This is a genomic window from Deltaproteobacteria bacterium, from assembly GCA_020848905.1.
In the GTDB taxonomy this organism is placed as follows: Bacteria; Myxococcota_A; Polyangia.
On record JADLHG010000031.1, the window covers coordinates 118342 to 143194 of the forward strand.

At 70.6% G+C, this 24853-nt stretch carries 22 protein-coding genes, 1 tRNA gene and 1 other RNA gene; 11 read left to right on the forward strand and 13 right to left on the reverse strand.

Annotated features, from left to right (window positions below; translation table 11 throughout):
- Positions 1-22 precede the first annotated feature (22 nt).
- A complete protein-coding gene (locus IT371_12765) occupies positions 23-1033 on the reverse strand; it encodes an HDOD domain-containing protein (protein ID MCC6748528.1) in 1011 nt (336 codons plus the stop codon).
- A gap of 119 nt (positions 1034-1152) precedes the next feature.
- Between IT371_12765 and IT371_12770 the strand changes: the two genes are divergently transcribed.
- Complete coding sequence (locus IT371_12770; GenBank protein ID MCC6748529.1) at positions 1153-2382, forward strand: glycosyltransferase; 1230 nt, start codon at positions 1153-1155, stop codon at positions 2380-2382.
- Between the two features lie 22 nt (positions 2383-2404).
- Here the strand turns inward: IT371_12770 and IT371_12775 are convergent, their stop codons facing one another.
- Both IT371_12775 and IT371_12780 read right to left on the reverse strand, forming a co-directional pair.
- Complete coding sequence (locus tag IT371_12775) at positions 2405-3691, reverse strand: HDOD domain-containing protein (GenBank protein MCC6748530.1); 1287 nt, start codon at positions 3689-3691, stop codon at positions 2405-2407.
- Positions 3692-3723: 32 nt separating this feature from the next.
- Entirely contained in the window at positions 3724-4215 is a 492-nt protein-coding gene (locus tag IT371_12780; GenBank protein ID MCC6748531.1) for a YcbK family protein, read from the reverse strand.
- Between the two features lie 170 nt (positions 4216-4385).
- Between IT371_12780 and IT371_12785 the strand changes: the two genes are divergently transcribed.
- On the forward strand, positions 4386-5258 hold the full coding sequence (locus IT371_12785; protein MCC6748532.1) for an HDOD domain-containing protein: 873 nt from the start codon (positions 4386-4388) through the stop codon (positions 5256-5258).
- Between the two features lie 43 nt (positions 5259-5301).
- A complete protein-coding gene (locus tag IT371_12790) occupies positions 5302-6981 on the forward strand; it encodes a response regulator (protein MCC6748533.1) in 1680 nt (559 codons plus the stop codon).
- On the opposite strand, the gene IT371_12795 is transcribed toward IT371_12790, so the two are convergent.
- A complete protein-coding gene (locus tag IT371_12795) occupies positions 6887-7807 on the reverse strand; it encodes a polysaccharide deacetylase family protein (protein ID MCC6748534.1) in 921 nt (306 codons plus the stop codon). The two genes, IT371_12790 and IT371_12795, sit on opposite strands and share 95 nt — an antisense overlap.
- A 49-nt stretch (positions 7808-7856) precedes the next feature.
- On the opposite strand from IT371_12795, the gene IT371_12800 reads away from it, so the two are divergent.
- From IT371_12800 to IT371_12825, 6 genes are all read left to right on the forward strand, one after another.
- Positions 7857-8114: an acyl carrier protein gene (locus tag IT371_12800; GenBank protein ID MCC6748535.1), complete on the forward strand. Its 258-nt coding sequence runs from the start codon at positions 7857-7859 to the stop codon at positions 8112-8114.
- Positions 8111-8758 (forward strand): outer membrane lipoprotein carrier protein LolA, encoded by a 648-nt coding sequence (locus IT371_12805; GenBank protein ID MCC6748536.1) that lies wholly within the window; start codon positions 8111-8113, stop codon positions 8756-8758. The genes IT371_12800 and IT371_12805 overlap by 4 nt, the downstream gene beginning before the upstream one ends.
- 268 nt (positions 8759-9026) lie before the next feature.
- On the forward strand, positions 9027-10874 hold the full coding sequence (gene dnaG, locus IT371_12810) for a DNA primase (GenBank protein ID MCC6748537.1): 1848 nt from the start codon (positions 9027-9029) through the stop codon (positions 10872-10874).
- Positions 10861-12951 (forward strand): RNA polymerase sigma factor RpoD, encoded by a 2091-nt coding sequence (gene rpoD / locus IT371_12815; GenBank protein MCC6748538.1) that lies wholly within the window; start codon positions 10861-10863, stop codon positions 12949-12951. The genes dnaG and rpoD overlap by 14 nt, the downstream gene beginning before the upstream one ends.
- Positions 12952-13055: 104 nt before the next feature.
- Positions 13056-13131 (forward strand) — tRNA-Ile (locus tag IT371_12820).
- 77 nt (positions 13132-13208) lie between these two features.
- Positions 13209-13925, forward strand: a complete 717-nt coding sequence (locus tag IT371_12825) for a hypothetical protein (protein MCC6748539.1) — start codon at positions 13209-13211, stop codon at positions 13923-13925.
- Positions 13926-13960: 35 nt separating this feature from the next.
- Here the strand turns inward: IT371_12825 and IT371_12830 are convergent, their stop codons facing one another.
- On the reverse strand, positions 13961-14722 hold the full coding sequence (locus tag IT371_12830) for a hypothetical protein (protein ID MCC6748540.1): 762 nt from the start codon (positions 14720-14722) through the stop codon (positions 13961-13963).
- Between the two features lie 266 nt (positions 14723-14988).
- Between IT371_12830 and rnpB the strand changes: the two genes are divergently transcribed.
- An RNA gene (gene rnpB, locus IT371_12835) (RNase P RNA component class A) lies at positions 14989-15420 on the forward strand.
- Between the two features lie 28 nt (positions 15421-15448).
- Here the strand turns inward: rnpB and IT371_12840 are convergent.
- From IT371_12840 to ggt, 3 genes are read right to left on the reverse strand one after another with little or no spacing between them, the layout of a single operon-like run.
- Positions 15449-15658: a hypothetical protein gene (locus IT371_12840; GenBank protein MCC6748541.1), complete on the reverse strand. Its 210-nt coding sequence runs from the start codon at positions 15656-15658 to the stop codon at positions 15449-15451.
- Between the two features lie 44 nt (positions 15659-15702).
- On the reverse strand, positions 15703-18135 hold the full coding sequence (locus tag IT371_12845; protein ID MCC6748542.1) for a carboxypeptidase regulatory-like domain-containing protein: 2433 nt from the start codon (positions 18133-18135) through the stop codon (positions 15703-15705).
- A 32-nt stretch (positions 18136-18167) separates the two neighbouring features.
- The gene (gene ggt, locus IT371_12850; protein ID MCC6748543.1) at positions 18168-19919 is read right to left on the reverse strand and encodes a gamma-glutamyltransferase; all 1752 of its coding nucleotides are present in this window, start codon (positions 19917-19919) and stop codon (positions 18168-18170) included.
- 88 nt (positions 19920-20007) lie between these two features.
- Between ggt and IT371_12855 the strand changes: the two genes are divergently transcribed.
- Complete coding sequence (locus IT371_12855; protein ID MCC6748544.1) at positions 20008-21567, forward strand: response regulator; 1560 nt, start codon at positions 20008-20010, stop codon at positions 21565-21567.
- A gap of 8 nt (positions 21568-21575) precedes the next feature.
- On the opposite strand, the gene IT371_12860 is transcribed toward IT371_12855, so the two are convergent.
- From IT371_12860 to IT371_12880, 5 genes are all read right to left on the reverse strand, one after another.
- Positions 21576-21776, reverse strand: coding sequence for a hypothetical protein (locus IT371_12860; protein ID MCC6748545.1), 201 nt, complete (start codon positions 21774-21776; stop codon positions 21576-21578).
- A 25-nt stretch (positions 21777-21801) separates the two neighbouring features.
- On the reverse strand, positions 21802-22656 hold the full coding sequence (locus IT371_12865; GenBank protein ID MCC6748546.1) for an endonuclease/exonuclease/phosphatase family protein: 855 nt from the start codon (positions 22654-22656) through the stop codon (positions 21802-21804).
- Positions 22657-22730: 74 nt separating this feature from the next.
- On the reverse strand, positions 22731-23132 hold the full coding sequence (locus IT371_12870) for a VOC family protein (GenBank protein MCC6748547.1): 402 nt from the start codon (positions 23130-23132) through the stop codon (positions 22731-22733).
- A gap of 6 nt (positions 23133-23138) precedes the next feature.
- Positions 23139-23885, reverse strand: coding sequence for a hypothetical protein (locus IT371_12875; GenBank protein ID MCC6748548.1), 747 nt, complete (start codon positions 23883-23885; stop codon positions 23139-23141).
- Positions 23886-23960: 75 nt separating this feature from the next.
- Entirely contained in the window at positions 23961-24785 is an 825-nt protein-coding gene (locus tag IT371_12880) for a methyltransferase domain-containing protein (GenBank protein MCC6748549.1), read from the reverse strand.
- Between the last annotated feature and the right edge of the window lie 68 nt (positions 24786-24853).

Genomic DNA, 24853 nt, shown 5'->3' on the forward strand with positions numbered 1-24853 from the left:
GGGGGACCTTCCGGCCTGGGCCTCAGGCCGCCGAGAAGAGGGCCTGGGCTCGCTCCGCCGCCTCGCGCAGGGTGGCGGCCACCTTGTGCAGCGCCACCCCATCCATCGTCAGCGCGCGCGCGCTCGCGTCCAGCTCCTCTTCCAGGTCCCAACGGAACCGCGGGTTGGTCCGCACCTCGTTCATCCCCGAGACGAGCCGTACGACGTGGGCGGCGTAGTTCTCGGGCAGCGCGGGCAGCTCGAGGCCGTGATGGTCCACGATGAGGTCGGCCACGAAGGCCGGGAGTTGCCAGCGCAGGGCCATCTCCACCCCGACGTCCACGTGCAGGACCTCGAGCACATCTTCCACCTGGTTCGGGCTCGCGCGCTCCGTGAACTTGCCGAGGTAGGAGAGCCCCCCGAGGCCCTGCAGGGCCACGATCTTGCCGATGTCGTGCAGGAGCCCGCCCACGAAGGCGCGGCCACTCGGATCGTCGAGCACGTTCACGGCCAGCCAGAGGCTGCCGTAGGCGCTCACCACCGAATGGGACCAGAGCCTGCGCCACACCGTCGAGAACCGCTTCTGTCCGGCCTGGATCTGGGGGTCGTAGAGCGTGCGCAGGGAGGTCACCGCCATGAGCTGCGCCACCTTGGCGAGCCCCAGCCGCGAGACGGCCTGACCGACCGCCGCGACCTCGATGCCGCGCGAGTAGTAGGCCGAGTTCGCCACGCGCAGCACCTGTGCCGTCATGGCCGGGTCGCTGTTGATGAGCTTGACCAGCTCGCCGATCTCCAGGTCGGGGTTCGACAGGAGCTGCAGCCCGCGGGCGGCCATGATCGGGAAGGCGGGCAAGGGGTCCGAGGTGGTGCGGAGGTACTCGAGGAGCGCCTCGGCCACCTCCCGCGCGTCGGCCAGCTCGTTCGGCAGGGCCGCCACGCGGGTCGCGCGGTCGTACTCGGCGAGGCTCAGCAGGTCGAAGGGCTCGGCCTCCGCAGCGGGCGCGGCGGCGCCTGGACTACCTTCTCCGACAGCGGCTTGCCCGACCTTGGCCATGCTTCCTCCGCCGCGCGGACGCCGGCTCTTTACATCACATCGACGCCGCGCGGTGGAACTTTACCCCGGTGCCCGTCCTCAAGCCACCGTGGCCGGCGGTCGTAGTAAGGTGGTAGGCCATGGGGACCGACCCGACGAGCGGACGCCTGGGTTCCGAGAGCGCGCTGAAGCGTGCGCTCGCGTACCGGAAGTTCGCCTCCGATCGCGCCACCGTGCTGCTCCTCGACGGAAACTACCACCTGGGCGCGGAGTGCCTCCGGGCCTTCGACCGCCTCGGCCATCGCGTGGAGTCCGTGCCGGTGACGACGCCCGTGGCGAGCTTCGTTCAGGCCCTGCTCTGGAAGCTCGTGGAGGTGCGGCCGGACTTCGTCCTCTCGATCAACCACCTCGGCTTCGACGAGGGCGGGGCCCTGGGCGCGCTCCTCGAGGAGCTCGAGCTGCCGGTGGCTGTCTGGTACGTGGACAGCCCGCAGTTCGTGCTCCGCCAGGGAGGGCTCCCCGCGCGATCGGTCACGAGCCTCTTTCTCTGGGAGCGCACGCTCCTGCCGGCCATGCGCGCCCGCGGTGCCGAGGACCTGCACTACCTGCCGCTCGCGACCGACCCGAGCCGCTTTCCCTGCCGGCCGGAGGCGCCCGCGCGCCCCCTCGCCTTCGTGGGCGACAGCATGCAGTCGGCGCAGGAGAAGTGGAGGGCGCGTCTGAACGGGGCCGGACGCCGTCAGGCCCGGCGGCTGGCGGAGGCCTTGCTTGCGGCGGCGAGCGCGGCCGACCGCGCGGCGCTGCTGCATCCCGCGGACGGACCCGGAAGGCCGGACTGGAACGTGCTCGGAGCGGCCACCTGGGAGGCGACCGCGACGCATCGGTTGGGGCTCCTGCGCGCCGTGGCGGGCCCGGACCTCCACCTCTACGGCGACGCCGGGTGGAAGCGGCTCTTGCCGACGGCCACCTTCTGCGGTCCGCTCGACTACGGTGAAGCCCTCGCGGCAGTCTACCGCTCGAGCGCCGTGAACCTGAACGCCACGAGTCGCCAGATGCCTACCGCGGTCAATCAGCGGGTCTTCGACGTGCCGGCCTGCGGTGGCTTCGTCCTCTCCGACGCGCAGGCCGACGTGGGCGAGCACTTCGAGCTCGGCTCCGAGGCGGTGGTCTACCGCGACGCCGACGAGCTGGCGGCTCTCTGCCGTCATTATCTCGCACACCCCGAGGAGCGAGCGGCCGTGGCCCGACGAGCGCGAGAGCGGGTGCTTCGCGACCACACCTACGAGACGCGGGTGCAGACCTTGCTGGCCGCGCTTCGCGCGCGCCACGCCCCGCGCGCCAACGCCGCCTCGGTCGCTCCCGCGACCTGACCAGCTTCGCCGCCGGAGTGGCTTACTTCCCGCTCGCCCGCTTGCCGGCCTCGCGAAAGAGCGCGAGCCAGCTGTCCTGCGTCGGGCCGTCCAGTCCGAAGAGCTGCAGCTCCAGGCGATGCGCCGTCCCCTCCTTGGCGCAGAGCATCACGTTGGCCCAGATGTCGAAGTTGGCCCCCCACCCCTGGACCGTGAGCTTGGCCAGGTGGTTGATCGGCAGCGCCGGGGGACCCGCCATCTCGAGCCCCTGCGCCGTCATGCTGCGCGCCGTGTACTGCCCCGGCGTGGTCTTCGATCGGCTCATGACCTGGAAGTCCGCCGGATGGCGCGGCCCCCAGAGGGTCGTGTCCGAGGGGGCTACCGCGGAGGCCGGACGCGCCCCCGCCTTGACCACGGGCGCAGCCTTGGGCTGAGCGCCCGTCGCCTCGAGGCCCGAGACGAGCGGGGGGATCTGCGGCAGCACCGCCGCCGCGAAGGCGCGCAGTCCCGAGTTCGTGAACCAGACGGGCCGGGGCAGGTCGTCGGCGGCGAGCTGCTTGCCCTGGTAGAGCGCCCCCGCTACCTCGTCGGACAGAAGCAGAAGCTCGGCGATCCGCTGGTGGTCGCCTGCCGCCTGCGGGTCGTGGTGGTGCGCCATCACCGTGGCCAGCATGTCCGGCAGATTCCACTTGGCTGCGACCACCATGCCCAGCTCGATGTGGTAGCGCTCGAGAGCCTCCCGCCAGAAGGTCTCTGGCATCACCTGGGCCTCCTTGTCAGCGGCCCAGATTTGCTCGAAGACCGCGAGCGCGATCGTCTTGCCGAAGTCGTGCAGGAGCCCGGCGATGAAGGCGTCGCTCCCCTCCACCCCGATGCGCGGACCCACCTGGTGGCAGAAGACCGCGCTGATGAGCGCCTCCTGCCAGACCCGGCGCTTCAGCGTGACGAGCGGTCCGGCACCGCACGCGCTGGCCCCGATGGTCAGGGCCATGACGACGCGCGTGAGCTCCTTCGTCCCGATGCGGGTCACCGCCCGTTCGAGCGTGGTCACGGGCTCCGTGGAGCGAAAGGCCGCGGAGTTGGCCATGCGGATGATCTCCGCGGCCAGAGCCTGGTCCGCCGCGATGTTGCGGCAGAGCTCTTTCATGTCGAAGTCCGCGCGGGCCACGATCTGGCTCACGCGCGTCGCGATGGCCGGGTAGGGCGGCACGGAGACGTCGCCCTTGGTGATGCGTTCCAGCACGCGCTCCTCGAGCGCGAGGCTCATGAGTCCCGCCGGCGGTTCCCCCCCTATTCCGGCGCCCGTCGTCTTCCCGTCAGGGCTCTGCATGCGGGCCTGTCCTTCTGTGTGGGACGGTCTGCTCAACCGGACCAGAATCTAACGGGTCCCACGTCGATGTGCACGAATCCTTGCTTATGGTAACAGCCCACGCCGCCTGGCGGATAGCGGCGAAAGTACGCGCAGAGGTCGGTGACGGGCACTCCGGGGAGTCGGATGTCGAGCGCCTGGCCGTGGACGTGCCGGCTGCGCAGGGCCACCTTGTGTCCGGCCTCGCGCAGGGCCTCGTTCAGGCCGCGGGTCCGGAAGGCCGACAGGACCTCGACGCGCCTGCGCGAGAGCCGCTTCGCGGCGTCGAGCAGGCTGAGCACGAGGCGAGGGTCCATCAGGGTGTAGCGGCGGTCTCGCCCGCAGCGGAAGAAGCGATTCAGCGCGGCGGGCGGGGGCAGCGGAAAGGGGGCGACCTCGAGACGCTCGCCCGTGCGCAGGTTCACGAGCAGGACCCCGCCGGCCTCGGGACGCGCCGGTCGAGGGATCGCCACGAGGACCGCCGCCAGAACCAGCACGCACCGCATGCGCGGATCTCCAGCAAGCGGCGTGCCCACTCGCGGCGACGCGGATCCATGCACTTGGGTCGCTCCGCGCGTCAGGGCGCGGGGGGGCCGCCAGCTCCTTGACGCTCCGCGGGGGCGACTGCCTCCTCAAGCGCGGCTCCGGACTGCCGTTGAGGGAGATAGGAGGCCCCATGCCGGTCGTGAACCTCGAGCTCCTGATGTCCCGTGTGGACAACCTGCCTACCCTACCCATGGTAGCGCTGCAGGTCTCGGAGCTGGTGAACGACCCCGACTGCGACAGCGCGCACATCGCGCAGGTCATGCAGGAGGATCAGGCCCTCACCTCGCGGGTGCTCGCCCTCGTCAACTCCGCCTACTATGCCATCCCCGGGGGGGTGGCCGACGTGCGTCGCGCGATCTCCTACCTGGGCTACAACACGGTCTACCAGCTCGTCCTGACCGTATCGGTCTTTCAGAACCTCCCGGCGGTGCCGGGTACCAAGTTCAGCATCCGCGAGCTCTGGAAGCACTCGCTCGGCGTGGCGATCGCCTCGGAGGCGGTGGCCAAGCACCTCAAGCACCCTGCCCCCGAGGAGGCCTTCACCGCCGGCCTGCTCCACGACATCGGCAAGGTGGCGATGGCCTCCGTGGCGCACAAGATACTCGAGGAGGTGGTCCAGTCCGCCGTGCAGAAGGGGGTGACCTTCCGCGAGAGCGAGCGCGAGATCGGGCTGCCGGGGCACGACTACGTCGGACGCCGGCTCTCGGAGAAGTGGCGCCTGCCGGCGAGCGTGCAGGCGGCCATCGGCTACCACCACAGCCTCGACCCGCGGGCGCGCCTCTCGCTACCGAAGACGGCGCACGCGATGGCGGACGTCGTGGCGCTCGCGGACGTGATCTGTCGGCGCTGCAACATCGGAAACGGCGGGGACGAAGTGATCCCCGAGCCGGTGCAGGAGGTCCTCGATCGGCTGAACCTGAGCGACACGGCGCTCGTGAGCGTGGCGGACGAGCTGCCGCGGGCCATCGAGCGGTCGAAGCGGTTCTTGGAGCTCCTCGGGTAACCGAGCGAAGGGGGACGCGAAGATGTCATCGACAAGGAACAGGATGTCGTCCAACAGCGCGCCACCCGGTCTGCAGATCGACGCCCTTCAGCTCCTCACCGACCTGGCCGAGGCGATGCTGATCGTGGAGCGCCCCGAGCGCACGATCCTCGCCACCAATCCGCGCTGCGAGGACGTGACCGGCTACGGGGCCGGCGAACTGGTGGGCGGGCGGCTCGACCTCCTCGCGGCCGAACGCGTGGTCAGCCGCGTCCCCCCGCTGGACTTCGCGAACCTCCTCTCGCGCCCCGGGCTGCACGAAGAGGTCCCCCTGCGCCGTCGGGACGGCTCGCACTTCGTGGCCTCGGTCCACGTCTCGGTCAGCGAGGATCCGCGCCAGCAGATCGCCCTGCTCCTGCTGCGCGATCAGACCGCGCGCCTCATGCTCGAGCGCGAGCTCATCACCAAGCACATGGCGCTTCGCGAGGCCTACCAGGACCTCGAGCGCATGAACTCCGAGATCACCACCGCGAACGCCGAGCTCAAGACCACGCGGCGCCACCTCATGCAGCTCGAGAAGATGGCCACCATCGGCAAGTTTGCCGCCGGGGTGGCGCACGAGGTCAATAACCCCATGACCTTCGTGCTGCAGAATCTGCAGCTCCTGCAGAGCTACGCGGGCTATATCGTGCCGATCGTGAGCAGCCACCTCGCGCGCCACGGTGACCGGACCGGTGAGCCCGGCCTGCTCGAGGAGATCCGTGGCGAGCTGCACCAGGTGATCGACGAGACGCTCCAGGGCGCGGACCGCGTGAGCCGGCTCGTGAAGCAGCTCCACGCCTTCTCGAACGTGAGCGACCAGGCGGCCACGCTCACCGACCTGCGGCAGATCCTCGAGACCTCGATCATGATGGTCCAGAACCAGATCCGCTATCGCGCGCGCCTCGAGCGGCACTTCTTCGAGACGCCGCGGGTGGTCTGCGTGCCGGGCCAGATCAGCCAGGTCCTGGTGAACCTGCTCGTGAACGCGATGCAGGCCCTCGAGGGGCGCGACTTCGAGGGCAACGTGATCGTCGTGCGGCTCTCGACCCGCGGCGACATGATCCTGCTCGAGGTCGAGGACAACGGGTGCGGCATCGCCCCCGAGCACCTAGGGCGCGTGCTCGACCCCTTCTTCACCACCAAGCCGGCGGGCAAGGGGACGGGGCTCGGCCTCGCGCTCTCCGCGAGCGTCGTGCACCAGCACGGCGGCACGATCGAGGTGGAGAGTCAGCTCGGGACGGGGACGACGGTGCGCGTCCTGCTCCCCATCCAGAGCCCCCACAAGGTCGGCACGCGCATCACGGACGCCGTGGAGCCGGTGGCGCACCAGGCCCGCATCCTCCTCGTGGACGACGAGGAGACCCTGCTCCGGGCCTCGCAGCGGAGCTTCGGGCGCCAGCACCAGGTGCGCACGGCGCTCGGTCCGAATGAGGCGCTCCTGCGGCTCGCCGAGGACTCGCAGGTGGATCTGGTCCTGTCGGACCTCATGATGCCGGACATGGACGGGCTGAGCCTCTGCCGCGAGATCCTGGTCCGGTATCCCCACCTGAAGGGGCGGGTCATGCTCATGACCGGCGGGGTCTTCACCGACGCTGTGCAGGCCGAGATCAGCGCTTCGGGGCTGCAGGTGCTCCGCAAGCCGTTCGACGGGCAGGATCTGCAGCGGGCGCTGTCGGCGGTGGGGGGGCCGCGTCTCGAGTAGCGGCTTCGGTTTCAGCGTCCAATCCGACGAGCTCGCTCACCGGAACGCTGCGCAGTCCGAGACGCTCCAGTTCGTCGAGGAGCAAGGGGAGCACTTCCGCCGCGAGGTGGGTCTGGCCGCTCCTCGGCGCGTCGTGAAGGAGCAGGATCGCCCCTGGGCGCAGCGCAGGGCGGAGCCGGGCGAAGGCGGCCCGGGCCGTCCTTCCCGGGGCGTGGTCGAGGCCGCGGGCCGAGAAGGCTACCAGCTCGAGCCCCGCGAGGCGCACCCCGCGCACGAGCCGAGGACTCTGCGCCCCCGCCGGTGGACGAAAGAGGCGCGGCACCTTGCCCGTGGCGCGTGCGATCGCGTCCTGCACGCGCCGGAGCTCTTCCGCGACGCGCGCCGGTCGCGCGAAGGGCAGGTGCCAGGCGTGCGCGTGGGAGTGATTGCCGAGCTCGTGTCCGGCGGCGGCGATCTGGCCGAGCAGCGCGGGATGGGCCTCGGCGGCCCTGCCCACCACGAAGAACGTGGCGCGGTGCCCGCGGGCCGCGAGGAGCTCGAGGATCCTCGGCGTTCCCTCGGGGTGCGGGCCGTCGTCGAAGGTGAGCGACAGGAGCCCCGGGGTGCCGCTCGCGCCGATCACCGGACGGGCCAGCAGTCCCGAGCCCACCGCGAGCGACCCGACGGCCACCGGAGCGAAGGCGAGCAGCGCGGCGGCGGCGAGGCCGGAGACGAGCGGGAGCTTCCCGAGGAGCGCGAGCAGCGTGAGGAGGAGGGCGCCCCCGGCGGCGACCGCGACGAGCCAGCGTCTCGAGGGCGGCCTGAGTGGTCTGCGGGGGTCCGTCATGTTACACCTTGCGCCCACCATCATAGATGCGAAGGCTCAGGGACCCGAGATGGATTTCACGCGCGAGCTCAAGGAGCTGATCGTCCGGACGCTGAAGCTGGAGGGGGTGACACCCGACCAGATCGAGGATGGCGCGCCGCTCTTCGGCGGAGGTCTCGGCCTCGACTCGATCGACGTGCTGGAGCTCACGGTGGCGGTGGAGAAGCGGTACGGAGTGAGCATTCCCGATGAGGCTACCGGGAAGCAGGCCTTCGCTTCGGTGGAGGCGCTGGCGCGCTTCATCGTCGAGCGGCGTCCCGCGCCGTGAGGCCGCGGCGAGGGCGCGCGGCGAGCCTGCTCCTGCTCGGTGCCCTCGTCGCGGGGGTGCCGAGCGCGCCCACCCGGGCTGCCGGGGAGCCAGACGTCACCGCCTTTCTCGCGCGCCTGGCCCGCGCCGGCTCCGGGACGCGCACCTTGCAGGGCCGCTTCGTGCAGAAGAAGCGCCTCGCTCTCTTCCGGAACGAGGTGGCGACGCGCGGGCAGCTCACCTACAGCCGGCCCGACAAGCTGCGCTGGGAAACTCTGGCTCCCGACGACAGCGTGCTCCTCGTCCTCGGTCTGCGGGCCGAGCTGCGGCTGCCGGGAGAAGCGGCGCGCCAGCTCGACCTGCGCACCGACCGCACCCTGGGCCCGCTCGTGCAGCAGCTCTTCGTCTGGCTCGGCCTGCGCGAGGGCTCCGGCGTGGCGGAGGCGTACCGTCTGAGCCTCGCCGCCACCGGCTCGACCTGGACGCTCACCCTCCTGCCTCGAGACGCGGCCCTCAAGCGCCACCTCGTGCGCGTGACGGTCTCCTTCGGGGCCGACCTCCTTCCGTCGCGGCTCGAGCTCCTCCAGCCGAACGGTGACCGGACGGCGGTAGAGTTCTCCGAGCTGCGTCGGAACCAAGAGGTGCCGGCGTCCCGCTTTCGCTGAGCCAGGGTGTTTGAGAGGCTGCCGACTGTACGATAGGTTACAGACGACGCCGGATTTGACTCGGCACCGACGTCGGCCACACTAGAGCTCGGTGGGTTTCCGGAGGCCCGTGAGGTTCCGGGCGAATGCGGCGCCAGGATCCGATCCGGGCGCTTGACAAACGAGGGGCCGCGGCTAGACTAACCGGCTTCTGAGCAACTGCCTGAAACCACAGGCCAAATCTTTGGTGGCCGGGGAGCTCCGGCCGAGGGCAGCTACGGCGCGAACCATGTCCAGCTCGAGCGCCTCCGGCCGCGTCCCCGACGCCGTGATCGACGAGGTCCGTCGCCACACGGACATCGTCCAGATCATCGGCCAGTTCGTGGAGCTCAAGCGCGCGGGCGTGAACCACAAGGGCCTCTGCCCATTTCACGAGGAAAAGACGCCATCCTTCAACGTACATAGTGGGCGGCAGTTCTTTCATTGCTTCGGCTGCCAGGAGAGCGGGGACGTCTTCGCCTTCCTCATGAAGCTGGAGGGGCGCCGCTTCTCCGAGGTGCTCGAGGATCTGGCGCGGCGGGCCGGGGTGGAGCTCCCCCAGGAGCGCGAGTCGCCGGCCGAGGCGCGGGCGCAGGCGGAGCGGCGCAGCGAGAGGCAGAGGGCGCTGGACCTCAACCGCAAGGCGGTGGCGGTATATCGCCGGCTGCTGGCAGGCGAGGGGGGGCGCGGAGCTCGCGAGTACCTCGGGCAGCGTGGGCTCGGCGAGGCGGTCACCGAGGCCTTCGAGCTTGGGTACGCCCCGGCCACGGCGCAGGCCATGGTGCGGCTGATCCAGCAGGAGGGGATCCCGGTCAGCGTCGGGGAGACGCTCGGGCTGGTGGCGCGGCGGCGGCAGGGGCCGGGGCACTACGACCGGTTCTGGGAGCGCGTGATCTTCCCTCTGCACGGGGCGGGAGGGGAGGTGCTGGGCTTCGGTGGGCGGCGGCTCGGGGAGGGGGATGCGCCCAAGTACATCAATACCCCGGAGACAGCTCTCTATAGAAAGGGAGAGGCGCTCTACGGGCTTTTCCAAGCGGCAAAGGGGATGCGGCGCCGAAATCTGGCGCTCATCGTGGAAGGGAACGTGGACGTCCTGCAGATGCATCAGGCCGGCTTCGACCACACGGTGGCTCCGATGGGCACGGCGCTAACCGTGTCCCAGGCGCGGCTCCTTCGGCGGTTCGCCGAGGGGGTCGTGGCCGTTTTCGACGGGGACAACGCCGGTCGCGCGGCGGCCCGGCGCTCGGTGCCGATTCTCCTCGAGGCGGGGCTGGAGACCAAGATCGCGAGCCTGCCCGCCGGCGAGGACCCCGACAGCCTGATCGTCAAGCAGGGGGCCGAGGCGATGCAGGCCGTGCTGGACGGCGCGGTCCCGGCCGTGGATTTCGTCTTCGCAGACCTACAGGGACGCATGGATCCGTCGATCCCCGGACGGGCGAGGGTGCTCGAGCAGGTGGCGCCCCTGGTGGCGGCGCTGCCGAGCCCGGTGGCCCGGGAGCTCTACGTGGATCGTCTCGCGATGGGCCTCGGTATCGACCGCGGGACGGTGGCGCGAGCGGTACGCGGGGATCCCCGCCCGACGGGAGGCTCCTCCACGAGTCGGCCGGCACCGGCCGCAGGGGGAGCGACCGGGACGGGGACGCCCGCCGTCCGGGAGGCGGCGGAGGTCTTGGACCCGGCCGAGCTGGACCTCCTGGCGGTGCTGGTGGAGCACCCGCATCTGGTCCCGCGGGCGGAGGAGCACGGGGCGTCGTCTCTTTTGACAAACGAGGCCTTACGCGCTACCTATCAGTCCGCCGTGGAGTTGCAGCGTGGGAGTGGGCAGGTGCCGGCCGTGGAGCTTCTGCACGTGGCGCCAGCCCGGATCCGCGATGCGCTCGCGGGTGCTGTGCTCGCCGGAAAATATGCGTCGGACGGTGACCCCACGCGGGCACTGGACGATTGTGTTCTAGCGTTGCAGCGACGTCGGTTGCGTCTGGAGCTGCAGCGCATTCGGTTCGAGATGAACCAGGCGCAGTCGAAGGGCGACGCGGTGACGCTACGCGCGCTCGGCCTTCGGCTGGTCCAAGTGGAGCGAGAGATTCATGAAACGCGGTGAGCCCAAACGCAGTCGCGACGCGAAGCCGATCGCCAAGACCAAGGCCACGTCGAAGGAGACGGTCTCGACCAAGGAGACCGCCCCCGCGGTGCCCAAGAAGGCTGCTCCGAGCGCGAGCAAGGGGAGCCCGGCCTTGGCCAAGAGCGCGCGTGGCAGCAACGGCGCGCCGCGCGGCAACGGCGCGGCGGCGGTGCGCGAGGAGAAGCCCGCCGGCCGGCGCAAGGGGACCACGCAGGCGCAGGCCGACGAGCTCTTCGAGGGCAAGAAGGCGCGCGGCCCGCAGAACGGCACCGACAAGTCGCCCAAGAAGGGTGAGGGCGGCGAGGACGGCGACGGCGAGGACGACGAGCAGCAGGAAAAGCTCATCGCGATGGGCAAGGCCAAGGGCTTCCTCACCTTCGAGGAGGTCAACGACAACATGCCCGAGCACCTGACCTCGGCCGACCAGATCGAGGACTGGCTCGAGACCCTCGGCGAGCAGGGGATCGAGGTCGTGGACTCGGCGGCCCAGGTCAAGACCAACACGCACGTCGCGCCGAGCCTCCTCAAGGAGCCGAAGGAGGAGGAGGACGAGGACGACGGCGGCTACTCGAAGACCAACGACCCCGTCCGGATGTACCTGCGCAAGATGGGCTCGGTCTCGCTGCTCACCCGCGAGGGCGAGGTCGAGATCGCCAAGCGCATCGAGGAGGGGGAGCGGCGCGTGCTGCAGGTGGTGCTGAGCTCGCGCATCGCGGTGCAGGAGATCCTGCGCATCGGTGACCTGCTCCGCAAGGGCAAGCTCCGCGTCAAGGACGTGATCCGCGACTTCGACGACGAGGACGCCGAGTTCGACGAGGAGTGGCACACCGAGCGGGTCTGCAAGGCCATCGACAAGGTGCGGCGCCTCGACCGCGAGAACGAGAAGATCGAGGAGAAGATCGCCGATAAGCGGCAGGCCGACAGCCGCCGCAAGAAGTACCAGCAGGCGATCGAGAAGAACCAGCAGGAGATGTTCGATCAGCTCTCCGAGCTGCGCATCAACAAGAAGCAGATCGAGCGCATCGTCCACCGCCTGAAGAGCCTGGTGGCGCGCATCGAGAAGTCCGAAGCCGAGATGGTGGACATCCAGGCCCGCACCGGGATGACCATCAGCGACGTGCGCAAGACGCTCCGCGAGGTGAAGCGCTCGCCGCGGGACGAGAAGCGCATCAACCGCAAGCTGGGCCTGCGCACCGACGAGCTCTCCGAGATGGAGCGGGTGATCAAGGCCAGCCAGCGCGAGATGAAGGAGGTCGAGGAGGTCGCGGAGCTCTCGGTGGAAGAGCTGCGCCGCACCTACCAGGCGATCCACGAGGGCGAGCGCATGGCCGAGAAGGCCAAGGCGGAGCTCGTGGAGGCGAACCTCCGGCTCGTGGTCTCCATCGCGAAGAAGTACACGAACCGCGGGCTCCAGTTCCTGGACCTGATCCAGGAGGGGAACATCGGCCTGATGAAGGCCGTGGACAAGTTCGAGTACAAGCGCGGCTACAAGTTCTCGACCTACGCCACCTGGTGGATCCGGCAGGCCATCACCCGCGCCATCGCGGATCAGGCCCGCACGATCCGCATCCCGGTGCACATGATCGAGACGATCAACAAGCTCATCCGCACCAGCCGCTACCTCGTGCAGGAGCTCGGCCGCGAGCCGACGCCTGAGGAGATCGCGGAGAAGATGGAGCTGCCGCTCGACACGGTGCGCACGGTGCTGAAGAGCGCCACGGAGCCGATCTCCCTCGAGACGCCGATCGGCGAGGAGGAGGATTCGCATCTCGGGGACTTCATCGAGGACAAGGGAGTCGTGAATCCGTCGGAGGCGGTGATCACGATGAACCTGGCGGAGCAGACCCGCAAGGTGCTCGCGACGCTCACGCCGCGCGAGGAGAAGGTCCTGCGCATGCGCTTCGGCATCGGCGAGAAGTCGGATCACACGCTGGAAGAGGTGGGTCAGGACTTCGAGGTCACGCGCGAGCGCATCCGGCAGATCGAGGCCAAGGCCCTGCGCAAGCTCCGCCACCCGTCTCGTTCCAAGCAGCTCAAGAGCTTCGTGGAGAATTGAGCTCCACGGCTCTCTTGACGCAGCGCTCCCACTCGTTGACAAATTCTTCCCGTCGGTTCAAGAATGGCGCCGCTCGCTGGACGGGCAGGGCAATCTTGGCCCTCGGGCCCATAGCTCAGCGGTGAGAGCCGCCGGCTCATAACCGGTTGGTCCCTGGTTCGAATCCAGGTGGGCCCACCAAAGAGAGAGCTGTGGACGCGAGAGGCATGCTTCCCCGAACGCGGCCCTGGCGCCGATGCGCAGAGAAGGAGTAACGCTTGCGCGATCAACTGAGACTCGTTGAAGAGCTTTCGCTGGTGGACGCGAAGATCCACGAGGCGGAGGCCCAGTTGCTGGCCCTCCCCGCGAAGCTCAAGTCGATCAAGGACGCCGTCGCGACCGTGGAGGTGATGCTCCAGGCCGAGCGGAAGCAGCTCGACGAGACGCTGCGCTACAAGGCCACGCTGGACGCCGAGCTCCGCGCCGAGCAGGACACCCTGCAGAAGGCCAAGATCAAGCTCCAGGCCGTGCGGAACACCAAGGAGTTCCTGGCGGTCCAGCGCGAGTTCGACGCCAACAAGAAGACGGCCTCCGAGCGGGATCTGGAGACGGCGAAGCTGACCGACGCCATCGCCCAGTTCGAGAAGTCCATCGCGCAGCACGAGGAGGAGCTCAAGGCCATGCAGCAGCACGTGGCCGAGGAGGAAGAGCTCACCACGTCGCGCCTGCAGGAGGTCGAGGCCGAGATCGGGCGTCACACGGCCGAGCGCGACACGATGGTCGGCGCGATCCGTCGGGACGTGATGGTCAAGTACGAGTCGATCCGCAAGCGCAAGCCGGGACGGGCCGTGGTCCCCGTGGTCAACGGCGTCTGCACGGGCTGCAACATGTCGGTGCGGCCCCAGGTGTTGATTCACCTTCACCGCGGCGAGAGCATCGAGCTCTGCCCGAGCTGTCAGCGGATCATCTTTCTCGAGAAGCCCGCCGAGGGGTAGCCGGCGGGCGGGGGTGGGGCGGGAAGCGGAGAAGCCTACTTCTTCGGGATCCAGACGTCGAATTTGGCCGTGACGTCGCCCTCGGCCTCGTACGAGAGGCTGTCCGGAGCCCACTTGCCGGTCACTTCCACCACGAAGTGGCCGTTCTTCCCGTCGCTCGACCAGCTCCCCTTGACGCGGATCTCCGTCAGGTTCTTGTTGTTGACGCTCATGATCGCCGTCTTGCTCACCCCGGCGTGGTAGGCCACGAAGGTGTAGTGCCCCATGGGGTCCTTTCCCTTGTAGTCGAAGCTCGCGGGCAGCGCGGCTGCAGGGCTGCTCGCGGGGTGCAGGAGAAGAAGCTCCAGGTGCACCTTGGGTCCGACGGCCACGCCGTTCTTCAGCTCCGCGCAGTAGATACGCGCCATTCCGTTGGTCGCGCCGGTGTAGAGAAGTTGGTTATCGACGTGCCAGCCGGTCCAGCTGCAGGTGTGGTTGAACGCCGTGCCGTCGAACGTGCCCTGAATCGTTCCGGTGCCCGTGCTGCCGCCGCCGTCGCCGCTCGCCCCCTTGTCCGCCGCCGGCTTGCCGTCCCCGGTTGCGCCCTTGTCCGGCTTCGCGCCACCGTCGGTCGCGGCGCCCTTGTCCGGGCTCGCCCCCCCGTCGCCGGTCGCGCCCTTGTCCGCTGCCGTGCCCGTGTCGGCGGTGAGGCCCCCGCCGTCGGGGGTCGTGCTGCTGTTGCCGCAGCCTGGGCCGAGGAGCAGCGCCAGCGACGCCGAGAGGGGAACGATCCATTGCATACTTCTCTTCTTCTTCATCAAGTACCTCCCTTAGGTGTAGGCCTCGGCGCTGTGGCGCCGGGACGTAAGACGCATCGATAGGGGACCCCCAGGAAATAGTGCAAAGCGGCACCTTCTACACTACAGGGCCGATCCCGGGACGGGCAACTGTTCGACAGCGCGCTGCCCGAGGAGTCGCTGCCCGCACGTGCGAGAGACCTGCCGCGCCGCGCCGAAGGCCTCTCTCGAGCCATCCCTTGACTTCCCTCGCCCGCACGGCATGCTCTGCCCGCGCGGCTTCCGCCGGAGTTGGCCGGGCGATCGCCGCCGGTGGTCCAGGATCGGTTTTGGCCGGTTCCGGGCCACCGGGGGAGGAAAGTCCGAGCTCCGTAGGGCAAGGGTGCCGGGTAACGCCCGGTGGGGGTGACCCCAAGGAAAGTGCCACAGAAAGCAAACCGCCGAAGCGTCCGGGGGCGAAAGCCTCCGGGGGCTGGTAAGGGTGAAAGGGTGCGGTAAGAGCGCACCGGGGCCCTGGTAACAGGGCTCGCACGGTAAACCCCACCCGGAGCAAGACCGAACAGGGAGGGCCCGGTTTCGGCCGGGCCGGAGCGGCCCGCTCTCATTCCCGGGTAGTGTCGCTCGAGCCGATCGGTAACGGTCGGCCTAGATGAATGATCGCCCCGCGCCGAGGGCAACCGAAGCGCGGACAGAACTCGGCTTACAGGCCTACCTCCGACGGGAGCCGCGCACTTCCGTCAGGGCCCTCTAGCTGTGCCGGGCCTGCAGAGCGTCGGTCACCGTCTTGACCCCATCTTCGAGCAGCTTGACGTCGCGTCGCAGCGATTCGAGCTCACTCTGCACGCGGAGCAAGCGCCGCGTGACGACGGCCTGGACGATGAGAATGACCAGGATCACCGTCGCCGACAGCCCCGTGTAGATCAGCACCTGCGCGTCGAAGAGTCGGGTCAGTCCCATGGTGCGGCTCCTTTCGTGCCCCAAGGACCGATGAGCCCCCTGGCTCACCGTCGAAGTTCCCACGCCGGCACGTCGCGGCCCTCGGTGACGGCGTGGATGGTTCTCTGGAGCAGCTTCACGGCGTACGGGAGGTTGTGCTGGCCGCGGCTGCCGTCGCGCGCGACGAGCAGGTAGTTGTAGGCCGCCTTGTGCAGGAGCTCGTCCGCGAGGGGGAAGACGTGCGGCTCCTCCTCGCGCTCCAGCGCTCCGCTGCGGTCGCAGTCGCCGAGGTCCGCGCCGCCGGCGTCCACCACGACGAGCTTCTCGCGCGTGCCGGCGGCGATCCACGCGCCGCGGGTGCGTCCCCGGTCGCAGCCACGGTACCCCCGCGCCGCGATGGCCGAGCTCAGGCGTTCCTTCAAGAGGGCGAGGAGCCCGTCCACCTCGGTGCGGATCCCTTCCTTCGTGCCGTCTCCATCGTAGTCGCCCGTCGCCAGCGGATCGAAGGAGGCCATCCCGGCGTGGCAGGCCTGACAGGGGCGCACGTTCATCAGCCCCTCCTTCGTGCGCATGCGGAAGGTGTGGCCTCCGAGCTGCTTGTGCCCCGGCAGCCCTGGGCCCGGTCCGGGATCCATGTGGCAGGTAACGCAGCCGTTCTTGGCTGCCTTCACGCAGGCCGTCCCCTCGAGCGGTGGGAACTCGGCGGGGGCCGGGAGCAGAAATCCGGCGCGTCCGTAGCCGAGGTCGGCCTGCGGCGCGTGCGGAGCGAGCCGTCCGTCGAGCGCGGCCCGGGTCCGGACGTCGTGCCCCGCGTGGTGACAGGTCGCGCAGAGAGCCGCGCCCCCCACGCCCGCGAGCGCGAGACCGCTCTCGGTCTGCACCGCGTCGGCGCGATGGAGCTGCGCCTTGTTGTGCGCGAGCATCGCGTTGTGGCAGCCCTGGCAGCCGATGGGGGCCGGATTCTCGCAGCAGGCGAGCACCGCCGTTCCCCGCGACGGGGGGCGGCTCAGCGCGAAGTGGGCGTAGTAGAAGCCCTGAGCGGTGTGGCAGCGCGCGCACGGCTCGCGGTTCTCGGGGCCGTTGAGCTGGCCGGTGATGGTCTTCGCGTGCTTCGAGAGGCGCCACTGCGCCACGACGTCGAGCTCGGGCTTGCGTTCGTGGCAGCGCGCGCAGACGCCCACCTGGAAGAGCCCCGGTTGCTCGGCCACGGGCGGATCCACGCGGGCGGGACCGTGGCAGGCCAGGCAGTAGACGTTGCTCACCTCTTTGACCGGCTCGGGGAGCGCCGCATAGTTCCCCGGCTGGAGCTTGGCCGGGACGCTCACCTTGTGCAGGGCGGCCAGGTCGTCGTAGCCGCCGCTCGGCGCGTCGGCGTCGTAGCCCAGGCTGTGGCACTCGGCGCACGCGTCGCCGGCGGGGCCTCGCGCGAGGGGGAGCGCTCCGTCGAGAAAGCGCTGCCAGCTCTGGGCGTGATGGGTCTGTTTCCAGTGACCCTCCATCGCCGCGTGGCACTCGGGTCGGCCGCAGTCGCGTCGCACCACGTTCCACCCCCCGACGACGATGGCGAAGGTCAGGTGGCTCTTCTCGTCGCGGATGGCGATGGTCTGCTGCAGGACGGCCGAGGCGGGCGGAACCGGTCGCACCGAAGGCACCCGGGTCGTCGCGCCCTCCAGGTTCACCTGCCAGTCCTCGGGCTGCTTCACGACGGTCCAGCTCCAGGGCCCCTCCTTGGGTCCTACGAAGTGGTAGCGCGCGAAGGGCGGGACGCTGGTCACGCCGCTCGTCACGTCCGTCGAGGTGACGAGCACCTGCGCGCGGCTCCGCAGACCCGTGCGCGAGACGGCCTGCACCTCGAAGAGGTACTCGCCGGCCTGGTCGTGCGAGAACGAGAGGATCTGCGGCTGGTCGGGGAGGGGTCGCAGCTCCTCGAGCGGGCGTGTGGTGAAGGTGAGGCGCTTCGCGCCGAAGTTCTTGACCGACGCGGAGACGTTGGGTCCCTCGAGCTGTCGCCAGGTGAGCGCGGCTTCCTCCCAGGAGGCGTCGCAGAGGCTCCGCGCCTCGAGGGTCACCGGGCGCGCGAAGCCGACCCGGAGCTGGTTCGCGCCGGCCGAGATGCAGGGATACAGGGTCAGCTCGGAGCTCTTGTCTCCCGCGACCTCCACCGACGGAGCGGGCATGGGGCGGTAGCCCGGCGCCGAGATCTCCACCGAGTAACGTCCGTGCGGGACGTTGGCCAGGCGCACCAGGCCGCGCGCGTCGCTCGTGGCGGAAAGCCCGCTCGGCTTGAGCACGACCGTCGCGCCGGCGATTGGCTCGCCGCGGGCCTCGACGCGCCCGAGGCTGGCCGGCCCCTTCGCGCAGCGCGGCCACGGTGACGGGGGCGTGCGAAGCTGGAGGGTGAAGCTGCCGAGCCGCGGCTCCTCGCACGCGGTGGGCAGCAGCAGCGCGGCGAGGGCGCAGGCTCCGACGAGCAGGAGGAGCGGACGGTGAGGGGCCATGGCGTGGCGCCTATTCTACCGCAAGCCGCGGCTCAATACCCCGCGGGGGCGCCGTGCTTGCGCGGGTCGGCGGCGCCGAGGAGCCTCGGTCGGGAGGCGGTCGCCCCCGGCGCAGGGGGCGCGGCGGGGTCCTCGCGCACCTGCACCGCCTGCACCGCGGTGTACGGCCGGGCCACCTCCTTCACGTGGTGCCCTCGGTAGGCGAGCGCCGAGCGAACGTCCTCGGGGAGGTCCCGCTCGACGAGGAGCTCGTTCGGCTGCCCCTGGTGGTGGATGCGGCTGCGAGCCACCGCCTCGCCGAGCTCGAGCTCGAAGTCGAGCACGTTGAGCAGGACCTGCAGGGTGGCGGTGATGATCGTCGGCCCGCCGGAGGCCCCGAGCGCGAGCACCGTGCGGCCGCCCTTCAGCACCAGCGTCGGCGACATGCTGGAGAGCGGGCGCTTTCCCGGGGCGATGGCGTTCGCCTCGCTCTGCACGAGACCGAAGGCGTTCGGCTTGCCGGGTCGCGTGGAGAAGTCGTCCATTTCGTTGTTCAGGATCACGCCGGAGCGACGGCCCGCGACGAGCGCGCCGAAGGGCGTGTTGATCGTCGTCGTGAGCGCCACGGCCATCCCCCGACCGTCGATGACGCTCACGTGGCTCGTGCCGCCGTCCGAGGGGGGGGCGACGGGCGAGGGTGCGCTCCCGTAGCGGTTCGGCGCCAGGACGCGTTCGCCGAGCCGCCGCTCGAGCTCCGCAGCGAGCGCCGGACTCGTCAGGCGCTCGACGGGGACCTTCACGAAGTCCGTGTCGCCGAGGAAGCGCGCCCGATCGGCGAAGGCGTGCTTCAGCGCCTCGGCCACGCGGTGCAGGTAGCGCGACGAGTTGTGCCCGAGTGGGGCGAGGGGCCTCCGCCCCAGCATCCCGAGCACCTGGACCAGCGCGACGCCGCCCGAGGAGGGGGGCGGCATGGTGAAGACCTCGTGTCCGCGGTAGGTGACGCGCAGGGGCGCGCGCTCCACGACTTTGTAGGAGGCGAGATCCTCCGCGCCGAGGATCCCGCCCGATGCAGCGACGCGCTCGAGCAGGTCGCGCCCGATGCGGCCGCGGTAGAAGGCGTCGGGTCCCTGCTGCGCGAGGAGTGCGAGGGTCTGCGCGAGCAGGGGCCGCCTGAGGAGCTCTCCCGGGCGCAGAGGCCGGCTCTGCGAGAGGAACTCGCGCTTGAGCTCCTCCGAGGTCGAGAGCGCCGGACCGAGGTGCAGGGTGGCGGCGGCGAGGTGTCGGCCGACGGGAAAACCCCCGCGCGCGAGCCGGAGCGCGGGGGCCAGCACCTTGGCCAGGGGGAGCTTTCCGTAACGGCGCAGCGCCTCCGCGCAGCCGCGCACCTCGCCGGGGACGGCGACCGCGAGGCCTCCCCGCTGGCTGGCGGCCCTGGGGACGCCGGCGCCGAGGAACATCGCGCGGTGGGCCTTGCCGGGGGCCGTCTCGCGGAAGTCGAGGATCCGCGGTGCCGCCTCGCCGGGGACGTGCACCATCAGGAAGCCGCCGCCGCCGAGGCCCGAGCCGGCGGGGTTCACCACGCCGAGGGCGAACACGGTTGCGCACGCGGCGTCCACCGCGTTGCCTCCCTGGCGTAGGAGCTCGAGGCCCGCGCGGGACGCGAGAGGATGATCCGCGGCGACCATGCCGCGGGTGCCCAGCTCCGCGGGCAGCGTGGCGGCTCTCGGCGGGGGGGCGAGCGAGGTCGCCGCAAAGCTGAGGGCGAGGCCGAGGGCAGCGGCGTAAGGCGTTCGTCGTGAGGTCATGCGACTCCTTCGCACGGCACGGTAGCCTCAAGCGCGTGCGAGCTCAACGGCGGCCTGGTGGGCTTCGATGTGGTAGATTCCGTGCGCGATGGCGGACGAGTGGCTGGATAGGACGGTCGAGCGGGAGCTGCCGGGTGACGAGGAGCCGGCTCCTCCGACGGGGGACTACACCGCGGTCAGCTCCGAGCGCGCGCAGCTCGTGGTGCTCGCCGGCGAGGCGCAGGGGCGGACGTACGTGGTGGTGGACGAGCTTCTCGTCGGTCGGTCGGCGGACGCCGGCGTCCGGCTCGACGGGGACGACGTATCCCGGCGTCACGCGCACCTCTACCGCTCCGACGAGGGGGAGTTCTGGATCGAGGACCTCGGGAGTCGTAACGGCACCCAGGTGAACGGTTTCCCCGTCACGCAGCGGCTCCTGCGCTTCGGCGACAAGATCCGGATCGGTCTGCGCACCGTCCTGCTCTTCACGCACTTCGACCGGCTCGAAGATCAGCTCCTGCAGTCGCAGAAGCTCGAAGCCGTGGGGCAGCTCGCGGGGGGCGTGGCGCACGACTTCAACAACCTCCTCGGGGCCGTGCTGGCCAACGTCAGCTTTCTGCACGACCTCGGGCCCGAGGTGACCTTCGCCGACGCGGACGTGCGCGCGTGCCTTTCCGACCTGGAGCTCGCGGCGCGTCGCGCGACCGATCTCGTCCAGCGCCTCGTCGGTTTCGCGCGGCCGGGCAAGCGGGAGGATCTGCCGACCGACCTCGGAGCGCTCGTCGCCGAGGTCGCGGCGCTGGTGCGTCGCACCTTCGAACGGGCCGTCGAGGTCGAGGCCAGCTCCGAGGACGACGTACGCGTCCGAGGAGACCGGGGACAGCTCTACCAGCTGCTCATGAATCTCTGCCTCAACGCGCGCGACGCGATGGTCCGGGGAGGCACGCTGACCCTGCGTGTGGAGCGCGTGAATGTGCCCCTCGGGTCGGCCGAGCACCCGCTGGCCCTGCCGGCCGGGCACTACGCCCGGGTGACGGTCCGGGACACGGGGAGCGGCATGGACGAGCAGCTCCAGCGCCGCATCTTCGAGCCCTTCTTCACCACCAAGGCGCCGGGCAAGGGCACCGGGCTCGGCCTCGCCACGGTCTACGCGATCGTCACGCACCACGGAGGACGCGTGGACGTGCAGAGCGCGCCCGGGAAGGGATCGACGTTCCGGGTCTATCTGCCGCTGCTCGTCCAGACGCCAAAGGAGGTGGAGGTGGAGGCCCGGCCGGCCTCGGCGGGCCCCGAGACGCGGCGCCTCCGCGGGGTGGTGCTGCTCGTGGACGACGACGAGGTCCTCCGGAACAGCACCGCTCGGCTCCTCCGCGCGCAGGGCTACGCGGTGATCACGGCCGGCGACGGGCGCGAGGGGGTCGAGGCGTACCGCGCGCAGACCGACCTCATCGGGGTCGTGCTCCTGGACCTGGATATGCCGGTGATGGACGGCCTGCAGGCCCTGCGCGAGCTCCGCCGGGACGATCCGTCGGTGCGCGTGGTGATCTGTTCCGGAAAGATGAACGCTCCGGGCAAGGACCAGCTGCTCGCGGCGGGGGCGGCGGGCGTGCTTCCCAAGCCTTTCGACGGTCCGACGCTGCTAGAGGCTCTCGAAGCGGCGCAGCGCTGACGCGGGCGCTAGGTCTTGCGCACCCACTCGTGCGGCAGATCCTTGTAGATCCCCTTGCGCACGGGAATGGCGTTGCCGTCCTTCTGGCAGACGTAGTGCATGCCCCCCGGGACGCGCTTCAGCAGCGACATCTCGCTGGAGCACGCCGGGCAGCGGATCACCAGCCGCTGGTTGTCGCGGACGGCCGGGTTATTCTTTGAAACGGCCATGGCCTACCTCCTAGTCCACCCATACCTACCTGGAAATCCCGGCCGTTGCAAGGGGGCCGAGGGGCCGGGGGGCCGGGCTCTGCGCGCTCGGCGCCCGCTGGAAGACGGCCACCACCGGGTAGTGGTCGGAGCGGCCGGCCGAAAGCACGCGGGCGTCCAGCGCGTCGAGGTCCCGGCTATACAGAATGTGGTCCAGTGTGAAGCGCAGCTCCCCGAGCGCCGTCGGCCAGTGCCACGTGGTGGCCGAGGGGGCGAACTCGGCGAGCGCGCTCTGGAGGCCCGTGCCTCGCAGCGCGCGGACCGCCCGGCCGTCGTGCCCCTCGTTGAAATCCCCGACGGCGAGGGTGGGCAGCTCGGGGGCGAGGTAGCTTGCGAAGTGCCGCAGCTCCCGCGCCCGGAAATCGCGCGTGGTGAAGTACCCGCTGACCCAGCTTCCGCCGTCGCTGACCGGCGGCCTCAGGTGGAGCTGGAGCACCTGGAGCGGGCCCACGGGCGTCTCGAGCACCACGCGCCAGGCTGGAAACCACCCGAGGGGGGAGGGGATGTAGCGGTCGTGCCGGATCGGATGCCGGGAGAGGACTGCGAGCCCGCCGGCCCCCGCGCTGTGACGGTAGCGTTGCTCGGGAAAGCGCCGGGAGAGGCGCTGCCGGAGGGCGGCCTCCCAGGCGGGCGTCGTCTCCTGCAGGAAGACCACGTCGGCGTGCGTCCCGGCGATGGCCTCGAGGGCGGCGGGGTCCCCCGCGAGGCCGAAGTTCACGTTGTAGGTCATCACCGTGAGCGTGGGCAGCCCCGGGCGAGGGACGCGGGGCTCGCGGCGGGGCGACCCGGTGCCACAGCCCATCCCCAGCGCAAGAACCCCGAGCAGCCAGACTCGCCGCATCCGCCACCCCGCTTGTCGCATGCCAACACTACGGCTCTCGAGCGCCGTTTCTTCCCGAAGCGCGGTCGGGCGCGTCAGGCCGGTCGGGCAGGGCGGGCCAGCACGAGGACGTTGCCGTCCGGGTCGGCGAAATAGGCGGCCTCGTCCCCCCAGGGGCGCTCGGCGAGCGGGCTGAGCTCCTCGGCCCCCGCGGCTCGGACGCGAAGCAGGGCGGCCTCCATATCCTCCGCATAGAGGTAGATCTCCGTCGGGGCGAGCTCCCCCTCGGGGACGCGCGCCGGGAGCCGGCCCACGTTGCGGCCGAAGCCCTCCCGCTGGTAGAGGCCGAAGCGCATCCCGCCCGGAACCTCGAGCTCCACGTAGACGGGCGTGACGACGCTCTCCGCCCAGCCCAGGGCCGCGCGATAGAAGGCCCGCGCCCGCGCGAGGTCCGCGACGGCGAGGATGGTCAGGACGTGTCTCGGTCCCGGCGCCATGGCGCGTCAGCAGCCCTCGTAGCGGAAGGTCACCCGGTACGGCGCGCAGTCGCTCTTGCCGTCGAGGACCACGACCTCGAGCAGCGCCCGCGTGTCGTCCTTGTTCCCGCAGGTCGCCTTCACCTTGTATTCCACGTTGAGGTCCACGGGGCCGGCGGTGCCCGCGTTGTCGGCGCAGGTGGGCGACGCAGTGCAGACCTTTTCCCGCACGCAGAGGCGAAGCCTTCGTCCGGCGGGGACCTGGAGGCGCGCTTGCAGGAGCAGACACTGCGCTGTGAGCGGCAGACAGAAGTGCTGTTTCTCCTGCCCCACGGCCGCGAACCAGTCGGCGTCGCTCGCCGGGGAGGCGACCCCGGTGTAGACCGCCGACCAGCCGCCGCTCTCCTTCACCGCGCCGAGCTCCTTGGCCGTGGCGCAGGTCTGGTTCGGTTCGTAGGGGTCGACGCAGCTCACGACCCCCTTGTCCCCCGACGGCTTCCCGTCGCGCGCGCCGGCGTCGTCGAACGAGATGCGGCTGTCCGCGGTGGGGGCCGCATCCGGCACGCCGAGGTCCGTGTCGATGTACCCGTCGAACTCCGGCGGGGCGTCGTCGAAGCGACCGTCGGCGGGGCCCGGCCCCGCGGCGTCGGGGAGGGAGAAGCCGTCGGCGGAGGTGCGGCTGCTCCCGGACGCGCAGCCCGCCCCCGCCAGGGCAGCGAAGAGCGGCAGGAGGCACCACGCACGCGCGCGGCGCCAGGCTCGGTCCGGGGTCATGACCATCGGCTCTCCCTACCAGAACACGGGGTCGGCGAAGTTAGCAGCGGCAAGGGCTCGGCCTCCGACGGTGCGTCAGGGATTGATCCCTACCACGCAGAACGCGGGGACCACGTGGGCCGAGAAGCCGACCCGCTTCGGCAGGCCGGCGAACTGCGCCCGCGTGATGGCCGCCTCGCAGATCTGGAGCTCCTCGAGCTCCGGGGGGAGCCCGGCGTGCTCCACCACCCCCTGGCAGACTCGGCGGAGGCGGTTGAAGAAGGTCTTCGCGTCCTCGGACCGGCTGCTGTGGATGGCGTGCGCGGTCATGCTCACGCTCAGCAGCCCCGCCGCCTGCAGGAGGCCCGGCATCCGCGGGCCCACGGCCAGGTCGACCGGCTGGCACGCGGCCCGGGCGCGCAGGCAGAGGCGGTGCACCACGTCGCTGACCTCCTCGAGCACGCCGTCGAAGTAGAAGCGCTGGCCGAGGTTGTCGGGGGCCACGGCCACGATGCGGCCTCCGGTGCGGAGCACGCGTCGCGCCTCCTTGAGCACGGCCGGCACGTCGGGGTGCTGCTGTAGGTCCATGATGCTCAGGACCACGTCGCACATCCCGTCGGGAAGCGGCAGCTCCTCAGCCTTGCCGAGCCGCAGGCTCACCCGGCTCGCGAAGCTGGCCCCGACGAGCAGCTGCTGCGCCTGCGCCAGGCGCTCCGCGTCGCTCTCGACCCCCACGTAGGTCGCCGACGGGAGGTACGGCAAAAGGAGGTGTCCGGCCCGGGCGAGGCCGCAGTCCATCTCGACCAGGTGGCGCGTGTCCGACGGGACCGAGCGCACCAGGAGCTGCGTGAACCCCTCGTCCCACCACGTTTGCCCTGCGCTCGGTAGAGCGGCAGAGATCTCCTCGCTGAGCACCCTCATGCGCTGCTCCGGAAGACGGCCACGAAGGGCGAGGGTAGCACATTCCTCCGCCGCTCTGCGCCGGCGGA